Below are 15,544 nucleotides of genomic sequence, written 5' to 3'. Positions count from 1 at the left end.
GGAGCGTTGGTCTATAGTGACAGCTATGCTCTCACGGTGCGCAACGGCTATTCTGTCGTTGCCGGTACCACGTTGATCACGCGGCGACCACGGCGCTGACCGAACTCGACGGAGCCGGATGCCAGAGCGAACAGAGTGTGGTCTTTGCCCAGGCCGACGTTGTTGCCGGGGTGGTACTGGGTGCCGCGCTGGCGAACGAGAATCTCACCAGCGGAGACTGCCTGTCCACCGAAACGCTTGATTCCGAGGTACTGCGGGTTGGAGTCACGACCGTTTTTGGTCGAGCTTGCACCTTTTTTCGTTGACATCTGCTAAATCCTTTTCTTTGACGTCTCGATCGACCTAGGCGATAGAGGTGATCTTGACCTTAGTCTGGTTCTGACGGTGACCCTGACGCTTCTTATAGCCGGTCTTATTCTTGAATTTCTGGATGACGACCTTCTTACCACGGAGGTGTTCCAGAACTTCGGCAGACACCTTAACGTTGTCTAGTTCCTTCTTCTCCGAGGTGACCTTGTCCCCATCCACCACCATCAGTGCGGGCAACTCGATGGAGCTACCGGCCTCAGCGGGAACGCGGTCAAGGGTAACGAGGTCTCCAACGGAAACCTTTTCCTGGCGGCCACCAGCGCGGACAATCGCGTACACCACTTGGGACTCACTTCTCTCGACGTTAGAAAATTGTTCTTTTGCTGTGGCTGAGGCCCGATACGCCACACGGAGGTATTTTGACCTTCTCAGCCTCGACTCGGTGGGTGGACCGGCATGTTTTACGCACACTTAACGCGTAACTTCACAGCACCAAAGCTATACCTTACCTTGTCTGTTACGTGAATTTCAAATGACACACCGGGAAAGATGCGCCACATTTTCGCGTCTGCTGACCGTTATTGCGGTGAGGAAATATCCTCTGCACTCACGCCAACACCCAGCATCACCGCAGCAGCCTCTTTGGTCTCGGTCGATTCCTTCGGGGCCTTGGTACTGGAGGTCGTTGACCGGGCGGTGAACTGCGCGCCGGAATCTGGGGTGGACTCTACCGGGGCGGTCTGGACAGTTTCTGCCCCCACATCCGAGGTCGCCCGCCGCCGGCGTGGTTTCGCGCGCTGAGCCGTGTCGGTTGTTGTCACTGAGCCGGAGGGAGTCGAAGCGTGCTGGCTCTCCTGGGACTCGTGGGCGCGCTGCACATCATCCAGTGCGGAATTGATGTCGTCCAAAATGGACTGTTGCGACTGGACAGCACCGTCCGAGTCTGCCCGACGAGGCTTTCGCCCACGGCGACCTCGAGAGGAATCCTGCTCGCCCTTGCTGGACTGGCCTTCATCCTGTTGGCCGTTGGAGCCCTTCTGTTGCGAGGACCCATTGCTGGCTGCGGCAATGGAGTTCATCGCATTGCGAGTCTGCTCGGCTTTCGCATCCCGCTCGGCCTGTTCTTCACGATGGTGTTGCTCCTGGTTCGAGGTGTCGTGCTCGTGTGAGGAGCTGTGGTGGTGATGGTCCGAACGGTTCTTGTCGTTCTTGCGGTTCTTGCGTCGCGACCGCGAATTCGACGCCGAGGAAGAATGGTTGCGGTGTTTGCGAGGTTGCCCGTGGGAGTCGTAGGACACCGATTTCTCCACCGGTTCGTCGTGGACGATAATGCCACGACCGGCGCAGGCCTCACAGGTTTCGGAAAAGACTTCAACCAGTCCAGTCCCCATCCGCTTCCGTGTCATCTGGACCAGGCCCAGCGACGTCACTTCAGCGACTTGGTGCCGGGTCCGGTCACGGCCCAGGCACTCCACCAAACGACGCAACACCAAGTCTCGGTTGGATTCCAAGACCATGTCGATGAAGTCGATGACAATAATGCCACCGATATCGCGCAACCGAAGCTGGCGCACAATCTCTTCGGCCGCTTCTAGATTGTTCTTGGTCACCGTTTCTTCCAGGTTGCCGCCAGAACCGGTGAATTTCCCGGTATTGACGTCGACGACAGTCATCGCTTCGGTGCGGTCAAAGATCAGGGAACCGCCCGACGGCAAATTGACTTTACGATCCAAGGCCTTGTGGAGCTGTTCATCCAGACGGTGTGAGGCGAACAGGTCCTCACCGTCGTGGTCGTCCGGGTCCCACTTGCTGAGCCGATCCACCAGGTGCGGTGCCACATAGGTCACGTAGGCTTCCACGTTGTCCCAGACCTCATCACCCTGAACCACCATGGCGGTAAAGTCCTCATTGAACACGTCACGGACCACTTTGATCGTCAGGTCCGGTTCAGCATGCAACTGCTCGGGGGCCAGCACCTTCGTGGAAGTGGAGGCGGATTCAATCTCTTCCCACTGCGCCCGCAACCGGTTGATGTCGTTCATCAATTCCTGTTCCGAGGTGCCCTCGGCGGCCGTGCGGACAATCACCCCGGCGTTGTCCGGCATGTGATCTTTCAGGATCTTCTTTAGCCGGGAACGTTCCGTATCGGGGAGCTTACGGGAAATACCGGTCATCGACCCACCCGGAACGTAGACCAAATAGCGACCGGGCAACGAAATCTGGGAGGTCAGTCGGGCGCCCTTATGGCCCACCGGGTCCTTGGTGACCTGCACGAGCACCGAGTCACCAGACTTCAGCGCATTCTCGATCTTCTTGGGCTTGCCCTCCAACTGTGCCATATCCCAGTTGACTTCACCGGCATACAGCACCGCATTGCGACCACGCCCGATATCAATAAAGGCCGCTTCCATCGAGGGCAACACGTTCTGGACCTTGCCCAGATAGATATTGCCGATCAACGAGTCTTGGGTGGTGTTGGATACGAAGTGTTCAGCCAGCACACCGTCTTCCAGCACGGCAATTTGGATCCGGTGCTCCCGCTGGCGCACCATCATCGTCCGCTCCACGGACTCCCGACGGGCCAAAAACTCAGCTTCGGTCAACACATTGCCACGACGGCGACGTCCCCGGGCCTGCCGGCGACGCTGACGCTTTGCTTCCAGGCGGGTGGAGCCACGCACCGAGGTGACCTGGTCCGAGCCGGTCCCCGATCCCCCGGCCGGACGCGGTGCACGCACTTTGGTGACGGTGTTCTCCGGGTCATCACCGGTGCCACCGTCAACTTCCAGGTCGGTGGTACCCCGACGACGCTTCCGACGGCGGCGGGCTACCGGCTGATCATCGCCCTGGTCTGCTGGACCCGATGGGCCGGTCTTCTCCGAACCATCTTCAGCACCCGAGCGGTCACCCTGTCCGCGATTCGAACCATCATCACCCTGAGATGACGATTGCTGCTCAGCGTTATTGCGACGACGACCGCGGCGCTTACGGCGTGAGCGACCGGATTTTTCTCCGTGAGAGTCCTTACCGTGTCCGGATCGCTCAGAATCAGAGGACTCTGCATGGCCCCCGTCGTCCTCAGAGTCATCCGTCCGGCGGGTACGAGTCGTAATATCGGAGAGATCAGGGGCGTGAAAGAGCACATCCATCGGGTCGTCGGGAACCTGCAACGACGCCACCTGGTTGTCGGTTCCCTCGTTGCCCTCCGTCTGATTCTCGGTGTTCACTTGTGGTTCGTTGTCAGCTGCCACTGCAGCTCCTTCATTCCTCGGCATCAGCCACACACTGACCGCGAGGCGGTTCGGGTGCCGTGACGGGCGCGTTTCCCCCGATCGTCCGGGGTGCGCCGTGGATGGCACACAAAAAGCTTGGTCTGAACCGGCTCCACCGGGTGAGGTGCCACGGTGAGGCACGGAACCTGTGGCGTCTGGGCGGCGACCGATCTCGTGCTAGCTCAGTCTGTTCTCATCTCCGACGGTCTCCGCGGGATGCCGGTCGGGAACGTCACCCGGGACCGATCCACTTCGCACGATTGAGCTCGTTTCCTCACGTACACTCAACGCGGTTGCGGTTCATCATCGGTGGTCGCGCAAACTATCGCCACAGGACAGCGGTGAGATGGTGTGGACATCTTCCGTGTCGTCTCCCATTGTGGCACAGATTCACCCAGCACGGGGACATTTCCTGGTCGTGCTGGCTGAGAGCATAGACTACATAGTGACCGCGCGTGCCCGCTCTGATGCGATGCCGCCGGTGATCTTCCGATCCAAGGAGTCCCTGGCATGCCCCATGATATCTCCCATCACACCGCAGACCAGACCGCGGTGACCCTCGACGACCGCCTCGATCCCGACCCTGACACCCGTGCCGAGGATCTACCCTGGTTTGCCACCCGCGTCGGGTCAGGCCTGGTGATGCTCATTACCGGGCTGATCGCGATGGGCGCGGCCGCCATCCTGATGTATGAGCGGGTCCAGATCTGGAAGGACCCGGAATATGTCACCAGTTGCGATTTAAGCCCCTGGGTCTCGTGTGGCACCGTGATGCAGTCGTGGCAGGCCCAACTTTTCGGGTTCCCGAATCATTTCATCGGCCTGGTGGGCTTCACCATTGTCATCACCCTGGCCACGGTGTTGGTGATGGGCATGCAGTTCACGCGCACCTATTGGATCTGCATTAATATCGGCGTCGTCTTAGCCCTGGTGTTCTGCCTGTGGCTGTGGACCCAAGCCGTCTATGACATCAATGTTCTGTGTTTATACTGCATGGTGATTTGGGCGGCCGTGATTCCTCTGGCAGTGCTGGTGACCGCTCGCAATATTGCGACGGGAGTGATTCCAACCTCGGCTACGGCCCGCACCTACCTGCTGGCCATGACGTGGCCGATGGTGGTCTTGCTCTACGCGGTGATTGCCGGGTCCATCCTGATTCGCTTCGGCGAGTCATTATTCTCGTGATCCCTATCACTTATTGTCTAAGCTAGGGGCATGGCAGACAGTCCCTATCACTATGTCCCCGAGGCCCGGAACAATCCAGATCATCCGGCCCACCACGTTCCGGTGCGCCCAGCCGCTTCGGTGGTGCTATTGCGTGACCAAGGCGTCGGAGTTGAGGTTTTCGTGCAATTTCGTGCCAAGACCATGGATTTCGCCGCCGGTGTTGCGGTGTTTCCCGGTGGTCGGAGCGAACCGGGCGATCACCAAGCCGGTGACGGTTTATTGAGTCCCGAAGCGATCGCTGAGCATGCCCAGATTTGGTCGCGGACCAGGCTGGTCTTGGATGACGCGACTCCCGGCGTGGCGGCGATGGCAGCCACCGCGGTGCGTGAGGTGTGGGAAGAAACGGCGGTACGACTCAGTGGTGAGCAGCTGGTGCCGTGGGCGAATATCACCACTCCGTTGGGGGCACCCAAACGCTTTGATACGTATTTCTATGTCGCCGCAGTCACTGATGAGCAACAACATCAGGTCCGTAATGTCACCACCGAAGCTACCGAGGCGCGGTGGTTGAGCACCACCGATCTGCTCCAGGCTTTTGCCGCTGAGCAGATCGCGCTGATGCGTCCAACACTGTATCTGGTTAAAACTGTCCACGCGCTGAAAACGATTCCGGAGATTGTGGCCGGGCATCAGCCGGTGGTGACCCCGCTGTCTGGACTGCGCGGAGTCACCCTCGACTCCGATGACTCGCACTTCACCGCTGAGACAAACCACTAACCGCCGTTGCGGCGACGATTAGTCAGCGCGGTTCCAGCCGAACCAGATCTCCATCTCGCGCTCGGCCGACAGGGTTGAATCCGAGGCGTGGATGAGGTTCTGTTGCACACCAGGGCCCCAATCACGACCGAAGTCTCCGCGAATGGTGCCCGGCAGTGCCACAGTGGGGTCGGTCTTGCCGGTCAGCGCGCGGATGCCTTCGATCACGCGATCGCCTTCCACGATGGCGGCCACCAGCGGACCGGAGGACATGAACTCGACCAGGGCGGGGAAGAATTCTTTGCCCTGGTGCTCTTCGTAGTGATCGGCCAACATCTCCGGGTTGGCGGTCATCATTTCCAATTCGACGATACGGTAACCCTTGTGCTCGATGCGGGTCAGGATCTCACCGACCAAGCCTCGTTTGACTCCATCTGGCTTAATCAGAATCAGCGAACGTTCTGGGGTGGCCATCGGGACTGCACCTCTTTCTGTCGTCTTGCTGTTGTGGGTCGGTGACCGGTGACGGTATCTAGCTGAGAGTATACCGAAGCGGTCTGGTGGGCCGGTTAGCTCTTTGTGTCGGGATGGTCGGTAGCACAACGGTACCCGTGGGCAATCTCCCATGCGCGTTGCTGTCGGTCGCGGACGATGTTCTCTTCATCCATCTGCCCTCCCCGGACCACGGCCCACCACCAGGCAGCCAGGAATCCGGCTCCCAAGATCAAGGCAAAGTATTCGAGAAATCCCCCCAGTACAAACAGCACTTGGATCCCCCACCCGATCCAGTATCCCAGGGGCTTAGTGAGCAGTCTCGTGGTGACCAGTGCCAGTACAGCCAGGGCGATCGAGGCCCAGAAGACCGGGACCGCCCAGGGTTCCTCGCGGTTGAGGTTCAACACGGTCATGCCGTAGAAAACCAGTACCAGGGATTCCAGGCCCAGTAGCGAAGCGCAGAACATCACCCGCAGGGAACGGCGTTTCTGTGGTTGGCCCGGGCGCCAGTCTTTTTGGCGTTGTGTTTCGCGCTGGGGCCGCCAGGACTCTCGGCCGGTGGTTCCGGTGGGCGGTTCTGATGGTTGGTGTTGATCAGTCATCGGTATCACCCTGCTGACCGTGGCCACCACGGTCCACGTCGTCATCCGTGTCGTCTTCCTCGGTGGCGAAGAAGGCTGCCAGGTCGTCGTGATCTTCGACCACCGCGGCTGCTGCCGCCGCGTGGGCGGCTGCGGTATCGGTGGTCTCGGTCTGCCCGGGGCCGAGCAGGCCACGGACTTGGCCTACCAAAGTGATTGACCCGGTGACCAATACACCGGGGCCACCGGTGCCATCAGTAATGTTGGCGGTGCCGGATTCGTGCAGTTCTTCATCCTCGTCCACCACGGCTTCGACGGCCCATCGAATCGCATCGGTCGGGGCCGGTTCGGGATGTAGCGTGTCGGCATCCCATCCGGCATCCAGGGCGTATTCCACCAGAGTGTCGGGATCAATGGCGCGTGGTGAGGCAGAGGCTGTCAGGGCCACGTGCTCGACCGTGTCCCCAAAAGCGTCATAGAGACTGGCTAACACGCCGCGGGCATCCTTTTCTTCCAGAATGCCAACGACCAGCGCCAGCTTGGTGAAGTTGAAGGCCTCTGTGACACTGACGGCGGTGGCTTCCATACCGGCTGGGTTATGCGCCGCGTCAATCACCAAGGTTGGGTTGGTACGAAGCACTTCCAGCCGTCCCGGGCTGGTGACCTGCAGTAGCCCCTGTTGCAGTAGCTCCTGGTTCAAGGTGTGACCGCCGTGGCCGAGGAAGGCTTCCATCGCTACGATGGCTACCGCGAGATTTTCTGCCTGATGGGGGCCGTGGAGTGGCAGGAACAGCTCGGGGTATGTACCGCTGAGTCCCTGCACCGAGACTTGCTGCCCGCCGACCGCCACCCGGCGGTCGGTGACCCCAAATTCCAGGTTTTCAAACGCGAAGCTGGCACCAACCTCGCGCGCCTTATCCAGGAGCACCTGGGCAGCCGCCGGTTCCTGCGCAGCGGAGACGACGTACCCGTCGGGTTTGATAATCCCGGCCTTCTCCTCGGCAATCTCTTCGACGGTCTCGCCCAGCAGGTCGGTGTGATCCAGGGAAATGGGAGTGACCACGGAAACTTGGGCATCGGCAACGTTGGTGGCATCGGTGATCCCACCGAGTCCCACCTCAAGCACCATCACGTCGACCGGCGCGTCAGCGAAAACCGCGAACGCCAGCACGGTCATGGCTTCAAAATAGGTCAGTGGCGTCTCGTCCTCAACCAGCAGCTCCTGATCCACCAGGCGCACGACCGGCAAGATCTCCGACCACACCCGCAGCACGGTCTCATCATCGACCGGCTCGGAGTTCAACGTCATCCGTTCGGTGAATTTCACCAGGTGCGGTGAGGTATAGCGCCCGGTGGAGAGCCCGTAGCTGTTGAGCATGGTCTCGATCATGCCAGCGGTGGAGGTTTTGCCATTGGTACCGGTCAGATGAATGACCGGTGCGCAGTGTTGGGGATCCCCAAGCAAATCCATGGCACGATACATCGGCTCCATCCGTGGCTCCATCTTGTTTTCTGGGGCGCGGGCGAGCAGATCGCCATAGAGCTCCTCCAGGCTCTGGGGCCCGGTCTGGGGATCTGGTGACAGCTCTGACACGAGGCACTACGCTTTCTGGATTGATGCGAGGGAATCGGTGGAAGCCGACGAAACCACCTCTACGCTAACACTGACCAGCTTGGAGGCGTCATCGGCCATCGAACCACGCGGGTCGTCCCGGTTTTCATCCGCCACAAGCTCCAGCTGCGTGGTCAGCGTCTCTTGGCTGATCAGCTCCCGGTGGGCGTCAATGGCTGTGATCAGTCCGGTGGGCCCGGTGATCTCGGTCCGAATCCGGTCGGAGACGTCCAGACCGGCTTCACGACGTGCTGCCTGGACCGCGCGGATCACGTCGCGGGCCGAGCCTTCGGCGGCCAACTCGTCATCGACACTGGTGTCCAACACCAGGAACCCGTCGGAGATCACCGCCACCGCAGTCTCGTCGGACCCTTCGGACTGATCCACGGTGGTCGCGAGCTCGTATTCGCCCTCGACCAGCTCGACACCGCCGGCGGTGACCACGCCGTCGGCGACCGACCAATCCCCAGACTTGGAGGCTTTGATGACCTGTTGGACCTGCTTGCCTAAGCGCGGACCGGCGGCCCGGGCGTTGACGACAAGTTGCTGGGTGATGCCGAAATCGGTGGCTGAGGCTTCACTGGTGTCTTTGACGTCGATGGTGTTGATGTTGAGCTCATCGGAGATGATCTCGGAGACGGTCTGATCAACGCGTCCGGCATTTTCAATGACCACCGAGAGCTTGCGCAGCGGCAAGCGGACGCGCCGGCCCGCACCCTTACGCAGCGCAGAACCGGCCGAGGAAATCTCCCGGGCCAGGTTCATGCTGTGCTGGACGGCCTCGGCATCCTCGCCTTGCGGGAACAGGCTGGCGTCCGGGTAGTCGGTCAAGTGCACCGAACGTCCCCCGGTCAGGCCCCGCCAGATTTCCTCGGTCACCATCGGCAACAACGGTGCTGCCACCCGGCAGAAGGCTTCCAGGCACGTGAACAACACGTCCAGGGATTGTTCATTCTCATCGAAGAACCGCTGCCGAGAGCGACGAATATACCAGTTGGTCATGGTGTCCATGTACCGGCGCAGTTCCTCGGTCGCCTGGGGCACGAGGTAGTGGTCCATGTACTCTTTGACCTGGGTGATCATGGTGCCGGTGGTGGCCAGAATGTAGCGGTCCAGCGGGTCGGTGGCCTCATAACGGTACTGGGCCCGATATCCCTGCGGTCGGGTGCCACCGGCGGTGGCAGAATTGGCGTAGAGCGTGAAGAAGTGCCACACGTTCCAGGCCGGAAGGAGCACCTGTCGGGCGGCTTCGCGAATGCCGTCTTCGCTGACGATCAGGGTGCCACCGCGCAGAATGGGCGAGGCCATCAGGAACCAGCGCATCGCATCCGAGCCGTCCCGGTCCAGCACCTCGGAGACGTCCGGGTAGTTGCGTAGCGACTTGGACATCTTCTGCCCGTCCGAGCCCAGCACAATACCGTGGGAGATCACGTTTTTGAACGCCGGGCGGTGGAACAGGGCGGTGGCTAGCACGTGCATGGTGTAGAACCAGCCACGGGTCTGGCCGATGTATTCCACGATGAAGTCGGCTGGGTTGTGGGTGTCGAACCAGTCCTTGTGCTCCATGGGATAATGCACCTGGGCATAGGGCATCGACCCGGAGTCGAACCACACATCGAGCACATCGGGCACTCGACGCATCATCGACGTGCCGGTAGGGTCATCCGGGTTGGGGCGGACCAGCTGATCAATCCAGGGCCGGTGCAGATCCACCTCGCCGTGGGCATTGCGGGGTAGTTCGCCGAAGGCTTCTTCGAGTTCAGCTAGGGAACCGTAGATTTCTTGGCGCGGGTAGTTGGGGTCATCGGATTCCCACACCGGGATCGGGGAGCCCCAGTACCGGTTGCGCGAAATCGACCAGTCGCGGGCGTTTTCCAGCCATTTACCAAACTGGCCGTCCTTGACGTTATCGGGAATCCAGTTGATCTGCTGGTTCAGTTCCAGCATCGAGTCTTTGAACTCGGTAACTTTCACGTACCAGGAGGTGATCGCCCGGTAGATCAGCGGAGTCCGGCACCGCCAGCAGTGCGGGTAGGAGTGTTCATAAGAGGCTTCTTTCACCAGCTCGCCGGCAGCGCGCAACGAGCGAATAATCGGACGGTTGGCCTCAAACACCTGCAACCCAGCAATGTCTTTGAGCTTGCCCTCGCCCAGGGACTCATCGCCGAACAGTGGCAGGAATTTCGCGCCCTCATCGACGGAGAGCACCACGGGGATGTCGTGGGCTTCATTGATCATCTGGTCGTCTTCACCATAGGCAGATGACTGGTGGACCACACCGGTACCGTCATCGGTGGAGACGTAGTCAGCAACCAGCACGCGGAAGGCGTGCTGGTTGCCCCACTTCTCGTCTTCGGAGAAGTAGGTGAAAATCGGCTGGTAGGTCAATCCGCCCAGGTCCGTTCCGGCATAGGTGGCGGTGATCGCTTCGGTGGCAGCTTCCACGGACTCATAGCCTAGATCGGTGGCATAGGCGGCCAGCCGTTCTGTGGCCAGCAGGAAACGTTCACCGTCCAGCGAGTCCACCGTGGTGGCCTTTGGGCCACGGGGTAGCACCACGTAGGAGACCTCCGGTCCCACCGCCAGCGACCCATTGGTGGGTAGCGTCCACGGCGTGGTCGTCCAGGCCAACACGCGCACCCCGGCCAGGTCCTGGGCGGTTTGTGAGCTGGCGATGTACGAGGCATCCAGCAGGTGATCGTCGATCCCGCCGGTGAGTCGGAAGGTTACCGTCACTGAGGGATCTTGACGTTGCTGGTAGACGTCATCGTCCATACGCAACTCGTGGTTGGACAGCGGAGTTTCATCTTTCCAGCAGTAGGGCAGAACGCGGAAGCCACGGTAGGTGAGCCCTTTCTCGGACAGGTCTTTGAACGCCCACAGCACCGATTCCATGTAGGAGGGATACAGTGTCTTGTAGTCGTTATCGAAATCGACCCAGCGCCCCTGCCGATTGACGTAGTTTTTCCACTCTTCGGTGTATTTGAGCACCGAAGACCGGCAGGCGTCGTTGAACTTATCGATACCCATGGCCTCAATTTCGGCCTTATCGGTCATGCCCAGCTGCTTCATGGCTTCCAGCTCGGCGGGCAAGCCATGGGTATCCCAGCCGAACCGACGCTCGACGCGCTTACCCTGCTGGGTTTGGTAACGGGCCACAAGGTCTTTGACGTACCCGGTGAGCAGGTGGCCGTAGTGAGGCAGGCCGTTGGCGAAGGGTGGCCCGTCGTAGAAAACGAACTCATTATTGGTTCCGTCCTCAGCGATGGCCGGACGTTGGTCAATGGAGGCTTGGAAGGTGCCATCGGATTCCCAGTACGCCAGAATGGCCTCCTCAATGGCGGGCATATTCGGCGATGACGGAGTGGAGCCGTTGCGCACGGACTCAGAATCGGAGCTGGCCTGAGGGTACACGGTGGAGTTACCTTCCTTGCTGACGATCAATCACGGGTCGGTGTGAATCTCTGGTGTGCAAGGACGCACAACCTGTGGCGCACCCTGGCTAGCCACAGCGGTGTACGCGGTACCACCCTGCTTATCTGAGTTGAAGCTCAGATCGCTCATCGCAACGCTGTAACGGGCTGACCCGTCCGGTTCTACTAGGTACTCGCCTCAATGTTGATGCCAGTGACACGAGGACTGTTCTTCCGGAAGCTCGCCGGTGATTGCCGGGTCATCGCTGGTGAAGTATGCGGTTATTCTGGGTTCATCCTAAACCACGTGCTGGGCAAAATCGAATTAACCCGAGGTCGCTCAGGCGTCTCGAATCAGCTTGTGTTGGGCGGCTTGTTTAACCGGTCGCATCACGATCTGGTCGAGGTTGATGTGGTGTGGCAAGGTGACGGCGTACACGCACACCTCAGCGACATCTTCTGCGGTGAGCGGCTCGGCGACACCTTCATAGACTTTTGCGGCGGCGTCGGCATCTCCGCCCATGCGGTTGAGAGCGAACTCATCGGTCTTGACCAGGCCGGGGAGCACTTCAACCACCCGTAGATTATGTTCGGCTTCCTCAAGCCGTAGTGCGGCGGTGAGCGCGTGTTCGCCGAATTTGGCAGCGTTGTAACCGGCCCCGCCCTCATAGGCGACGATGCCGGCTGTGGAGGTCAGATTCAGCACGGTGCCGGCACCGGATTCTCGGAGCATCGGAAGGAAGCCCCGGATCACGCGCAACGCCCCCATGACGTTGGTCTGCAACATCCAGTCCCAGTCCTCGTCTTTGCTCTGGCCAATGGGGTCGGTGCCGTGCGCCCCGCCGGCGATGTTGATCACCGTGTCGACTCCTCCGGCTTCGGTCACGGCCACAACGAAGCGGTCCACCGAGTCTTGGTCGGTGACGTCTAGTTCTAGGGGAATAATTTCCCCGGTGGGTTGGGCGACTTGTGCCGCCAGCTCTTCAAGCCGGTCGAGGCGACGTGCTCCGGCGAATACCTTCCAGCCTTGGTCGGAGAGCTGAAGCGCGGTGGCGTGGCCGATACCGGAGGAGGCTCCGGTGACCACGGCCGAACGGGTTGCGTGAAAATCCGTCATCTCTGAGGTCATAGCTTTACAGTACCCGGCTGATGCGGCCCCGGGAGGTAACGCAACGGGTGCCCACCTGGTCCGTCAGGTCTGGGACATACTGCTCAGCACGTGCTGTCGGAGTGGTGGTCTGTGAAAGAATATGTGGCATGGCAGAAGATCTTCAGGGCTCGAACTCGCCCAAAAACAACACCATCCCTGATCGTCCAGGCCTCGAAGGGCTCGAAGAGAAATTTACCGCCCGGTGGGAAGCCGACCGGGTCTATGTCTTCGACCCTGACACGGATCGTGACCAGGTCTACTCCATCGATACTCCCCCACCGACCGCTTCGGGGTCGTTGCACGTCGGTCACGTATTCTCCTATACCCAGACCGACGTGTTGGCCCGCTATCAGCGGATGAACGGGAAGAACGTGTTCTACCCGATGGGCTGGGACGATAACGGTTTGCCCACCGAGCGTCGCGTGCAGAACTACTACGGAGTGCGCACCGACCCGGCCACGCCGTATGACCCCGATTATCGTCCACCGGACAAGCCGGCAAAGAACCAGCGCGACTGGGATGTGATCTCCCGCCAAAACTTCATCGAGCTGTGTCTGGAGTTGTCCACCGACGATGAGAAGGTCTACGAGGATCTGTTCACCCGTCTGGGCCTGTCGGTGGATTGGAATCTGTCCTACCGCACTATCGATGACCACTCCCGAGAAGTCTCCCAGCGGGCCTTCCTGCAGAACCTCGCCGATGGCGATGCCTATATGGCCGAGGCTCCCACGCTGTGGGACGTCACCTTCCGCACCGCGGTCGCCCAGGCCGAGCTGGAAGACCGCGAGATGGAAGGCGCCTACCACCGGTACGCTTTCACCACCGAGCAGGGTGAGAAGATCTTTATTGAAACCACCCGCCCCGAACTGCTACCGGCTTGTACCGCGTTGGTGGCTCATCCCGACGATGAACGGTACAAGCCCTACTTCGGCACCACCGTGACGTCCCCACTGTTTGAGGTTCCCGTCGAGGTCAAGGCCCACCCGCTGGCTCAGCCGGATAAGGGGTCGGGTATCGCGATGATCTGTACCTTCGGTGACCTCACCGACGTGACCTGGTGGCGTGAGCTAGAGCTGGATACCCGCACGGTGATCGGTCGTGACGGCCGATTCCAGTCCGAGACCCCAGAATGGATCACCTCCGAGTTCGGTCGTGCTAACTATGAACGACTGGCCGGCAAGACCGTGTTTTCCGCCAAGAAGGCCGTCGTGGAGATGCTGCAAGAACATGATTTGCTCGATGGACAGCCGAAGAAGATCATGCACGCGGTGAACTTCTACGAAAAGGGCGAAAAGCCCTTGGAGATTGTCACCTCCCGTCAGTGGTATTTGCGCAATGGTGGCCGGGACACCGACCGCCGGGATGCACTGATTGCCCGCGGTGACCAGTTGCAGTGGCACCCAGAATTCATGCAGTCTCGCTACACCAACTGGGTGGAGAACCTCAACGGTGACTGGCTGGTCTCCCGCCAGCGGTTTTTTGGGGTCCCGGTACCGATCTGGTACCGGCTGGATGACCAGGGTGAGCCCGACTATGAGTCCCCGCTGATTCCAGAGGACGCCCAGCTCCCGGTTGATCCGTTGCAGGATGTTCCCGCCGGCTACACTGCTGAGCAGCGCGATCGGCCCGGCGGGTTCACTGGTGATCCGGACGTGCTGGACACCTGGGCGACCTCGTCACTGACTCCACAGATTATTGGCGAATGGTCGACCAATGATGAGCTATTCGACAAGGTCTTTCCTTTCGATCTGCGTCCGCAGGGCCACGACATTATTCGAACCTGGCTGTTCTCCACGGTGGTGCGGGCCGATGCGCTCCACGATTCCGTGCCGTGGCAGCACACTGCCCTGTCTGGCTGGATTCTCGACCCGGACCGGAAGAAGATGTCAAAGTCCAAGGGCAACGTTGTGGTGCCGATGGATATCCTGGACAAATTCGGGGCGGACGCGGTTCGGTATTGGGCGGCGTCAGCCAAGTTGGGCGCCGACACCGCCTATGAGGTCAATCAGATGAAGATTGGTCGTCGTCTGGCGATCAAGCTACTCAACGCCACCAAGTTCGTGTTGCAACTGGGGGCCAACCGCTCCTGGGTTGCGACCACAGCTGACCAGGCCGCACAGATCACCCATCCGCTGGACCGGTCGTTGTTGGCCCAGCTGTCCGACACTATCCAGCAAGCCACTGTTGGCTTTGAGCGCTATGACTACGCCCGGGCATTGACCGTTGTGGAGACCTTCTTCTGGAACTTCACCGACAACTACGTCGAGCTGGTCAAGGACCGCGCCTATGGCGGGCGGGGCGACGACCAGCAACGCTCTGCCGTGGTCACCCTGGCCACCGCACTGGACGCACTGCAACGATTGTTGGCACCTTTCCAGCCCTTCGCTACCGATGAGACCTGGAGCTGGTGGCAACAGGGCTCAGTACACTCAGCACCGTGGCCGGGGCGTGAGGGCGAATCTGCCGGTATTGACGCCGTTGGCCGTGACAGCGATTCCGAGGTGCTCACCGCCGTGGCACGTGCACTGTCCGGGGTTCGTAAGGCCAAGTCCGATGCGAAGGTGTCGCAACGCACCGAGGTCTCAACCGCCACTATTCAGGCGACCTCCGCGCGTGCTGACCAAATCCGGCAGGCCCAAGACGACCTGTACGCTGCCGGGCGCATCCAGCACCTGGAGTTCACCGACCTCACGAATACCGATGAAGAACACGATATCTCCGTGATCAACACCGAGCTCGTGGAGTCCGAGAGCTAAGCTCCTGCCCCGAGTGGTCGGGACCGGATTAGT

11 protein-coding genes are annotated in these 15,544 nt (G+C 60.4%); 3 read left to right on the top strand and 8 right to left on the bottom strand.

Translation table 11 applies throughout. The annotated features are described in order from the left end of the window. Nucleotides 1-47 precede the first annotated feature (47 nt). The 3 genes from rpmA to QDX22_RS01685 form a co-directional block, all read right to left on the bottom strand. The gene (gene rpmA, locus QDX22_RS01695) at nucleotides 48-308 is read right to left on the bottom strand and encodes a 50S ribosomal protein L27 (RefSeq protein WP_110099779.1); all 261 of its coding nucleotides are present in this window, start codon (nucleotides 306-308) and stop codon (nucleotides 48-50) included. A 34-nt stretch (nucleotides 309-342) separates the two neighbouring features. Then, the gene (gene rplU, locus QDX22_RS01690; RefSeq protein WP_110099780.1) at nucleotides 343-651 is read right to left on the bottom strand and encodes a 50S ribosomal protein L21; all 309 of its coding nucleotides are present in this window, start codon (nucleotides 649-651) and stop codon (nucleotides 343-345) included. A gap of 236 nt (nucleotides 652-887) precedes the next feature. Continuing rightward, nucleotides 888-3,584: an Rne/Rng family ribonuclease gene (locus QDX22_RS01685; protein WP_425248466.1), complete on the bottom strand. Its 2,697-nt coding sequence runs from the start codon at nucleotides 3,582-3,584 to the stop codon at nucleotides 888-890. Nucleotides 3,585-4,091: 507 nt separating this feature from the next. On the opposite strand from QDX22_RS01685, the gene QDX22_RS01680 reads away from it, so the two are divergent. Both QDX22_RS01680 and QDX22_RS01675 read left to right on the top strand, forming a co-directional pair. Beyond that, nucleotides 4,092-4,766 (top strand): vitamin K epoxide reductase family protein, encoded by a 675-nt coding sequence (locus tag QDX22_RS01680; RefSeq protein WP_110110055.1) that lies wholly within the window; start codon nucleotides 4,092-4,094, stop codon nucleotides 4,764-4,766. Between the two features lie 30 nt (nucleotides 4,767-4,796). Continuing rightward, nucleotides 4,797-5,525: an NUDIX hydrolase gene (locus QDX22_RS01675; protein WP_110100389.1), complete on the top strand. Its 729-nt coding sequence runs from the start codon at nucleotides 4,797-4,799 to the stop codon at nucleotides 5,523-5,525. An 18-nt stretch (nucleotides 5,526-5,543) separates the two neighbouring features. On the opposite strand, the gene ndk is transcribed toward QDX22_RS01675, so the two are convergent. From ndk to QDX22_RS01650, 5 genes are all read right to left on the bottom strand, one after another. Next, nucleotides 5,544-5,978 (bottom strand): nucleoside-diphosphate kinase, encoded by a 435-nt coding sequence (ndk, locus tag QDX22_RS01670; RefSeq protein ID WP_110100388.1) that lies wholly within the window; start codon nucleotides 5,976-5,978, stop codon nucleotides 5,544-5,546. A gap of 95 nt (nucleotides 5,979-6,073) precedes the next feature. Next, on the bottom strand, nucleotides 6,074-6,601 hold the full coding sequence (locus QDX22_RS01665; RefSeq protein ID WP_110100387.1) for a DUF4233 domain-containing protein: 528 nt from the start codon (nucleotides 6,599-6,601) through the stop codon (nucleotides 6,074-6,076). Further along, on the bottom strand, nucleotides 6,594-8,174 hold the full coding sequence (locus tag QDX22_RS01660) for a bifunctional folylpolyglutamate synthase/dihydrofolate synthase (protein WP_244924633.1): 1,581 nt from the start codon (nucleotides 8,172-8,174) through the stop codon (nucleotides 6,594-6,596). Before QDX22_RS01660 ends, QDX22_RS01665 begins: the two co-directional genes overlap by 8 nt. Before the next feature lie 6 nt (nucleotides 8,175-8,180). Next, on the bottom strand, nucleotides 8,181-11,606 hold the full coding sequence (ileS, locus tag QDX22_RS01655; protein WP_424923548.1) for an isoleucine--tRNA ligase: 3,426 nt from the start codon (nucleotides 11,604-11,606) through the stop codon (nucleotides 8,181-8,183). 339 nt (nucleotides 11,607-11,945) lie between these two features. Beyond that, the gene (locus QDX22_RS01650) at nucleotides 11,946-12,734 is read right to left on the bottom strand and encodes an SDR family oxidoreductase (RefSeq protein ID WP_279672880.1); all 789 of its coding nucleotides are present in this window, start codon (nucleotides 12,732-12,734) and stop codon (nucleotides 11,946-11,948) included. A gap of 128 nt (nucleotides 12,735-12,862) precedes the next feature. On the opposite strand from QDX22_RS01650, the gene valS reads away from it, so the two are divergent. Continuing rightward, a complete protein-coding gene (gene valS, locus QDX22_RS01645; protein WP_122548664.1) occupies nucleotides 12,863-15,511 on the top strand; it encodes a valine--tRNA ligase in 2,649 nt (882 codons plus the stop codon). Nucleotides 15,512-15,544 lie beyond the last annotated feature (33 nt).

The sequence above is a fragment of the Auritidibacter ignavus genome, from assembly GCF_029853775.1.
Lineage (GTDB): Bacteria > Actinomycetota > Actinomycetes > Actinomycetales > Micrococcaceae > Auritidibacter > Auritidibacter ignavus.
This window is presented reverse-complemented; position numbering and strand designations above follow the sequence as displayed.

What these genes read in the sequence shown, in the direction of transcription:
- rpmA (WP_110099779.1), bottom strand. Translation starts at nt 308, where the DNA reads ATGTCAACGAAAAAAGGTGCAAGCTCGACCAAAAACGGTCGTGACTCC.
- QDX22_RS01685 (WP_425248466.1), bottom strand. Translation starts at nt 3,584, where the DNA reads ATGCCGAGGAATGAAGGAGCTGCAGTGGCAGCTGACAACGAACCACAA.
- QDX22_RS01680 (WP_110110055.1), top strand. Translation starts at nt 4,092, where the DNA reads ATGCCCCATGATATCTCCCATCACACCGCAGACCAGACCGCGGTGACC.
- QDX22_RS01675 (WP_110100389.1), top strand. Translation starts at nt 4,797, where the DNA reads ATGGCAGACAGTCCCTATCACTATGTCCCCGAGGCCCGGAACAATCCA.
- ndk (WP_110100388.1), bottom strand. Translation starts at nt 5,978, where the DNA reads ATGGCCACCCCAGAACGTTCGCTGATTCTGATTAAGCCAGATGGAGTC.
- QDX22_RS01665 (WP_110100387.1), bottom strand. Translation starts at nt 6,601, where the DNA reads ATGACTGATCAACACCAACCATCAGAACCGCCCACCGGAACCACCGGC.
- QDX22_RS01650 (WP_279672880.1), bottom strand. Translation starts at nt 12,734, where the DNA reads ATGACCTCAGAGATGACGGATTTTCACGCAACCCGTTCGGCCGTGGTC.
- valS (WP_122548664.1), top strand. Translation starts at nt 12,863, where the DNA reads ATGGCAGAAGATCTTCAGGGCTCGAACTCGCCCAAAAACAACACCATC.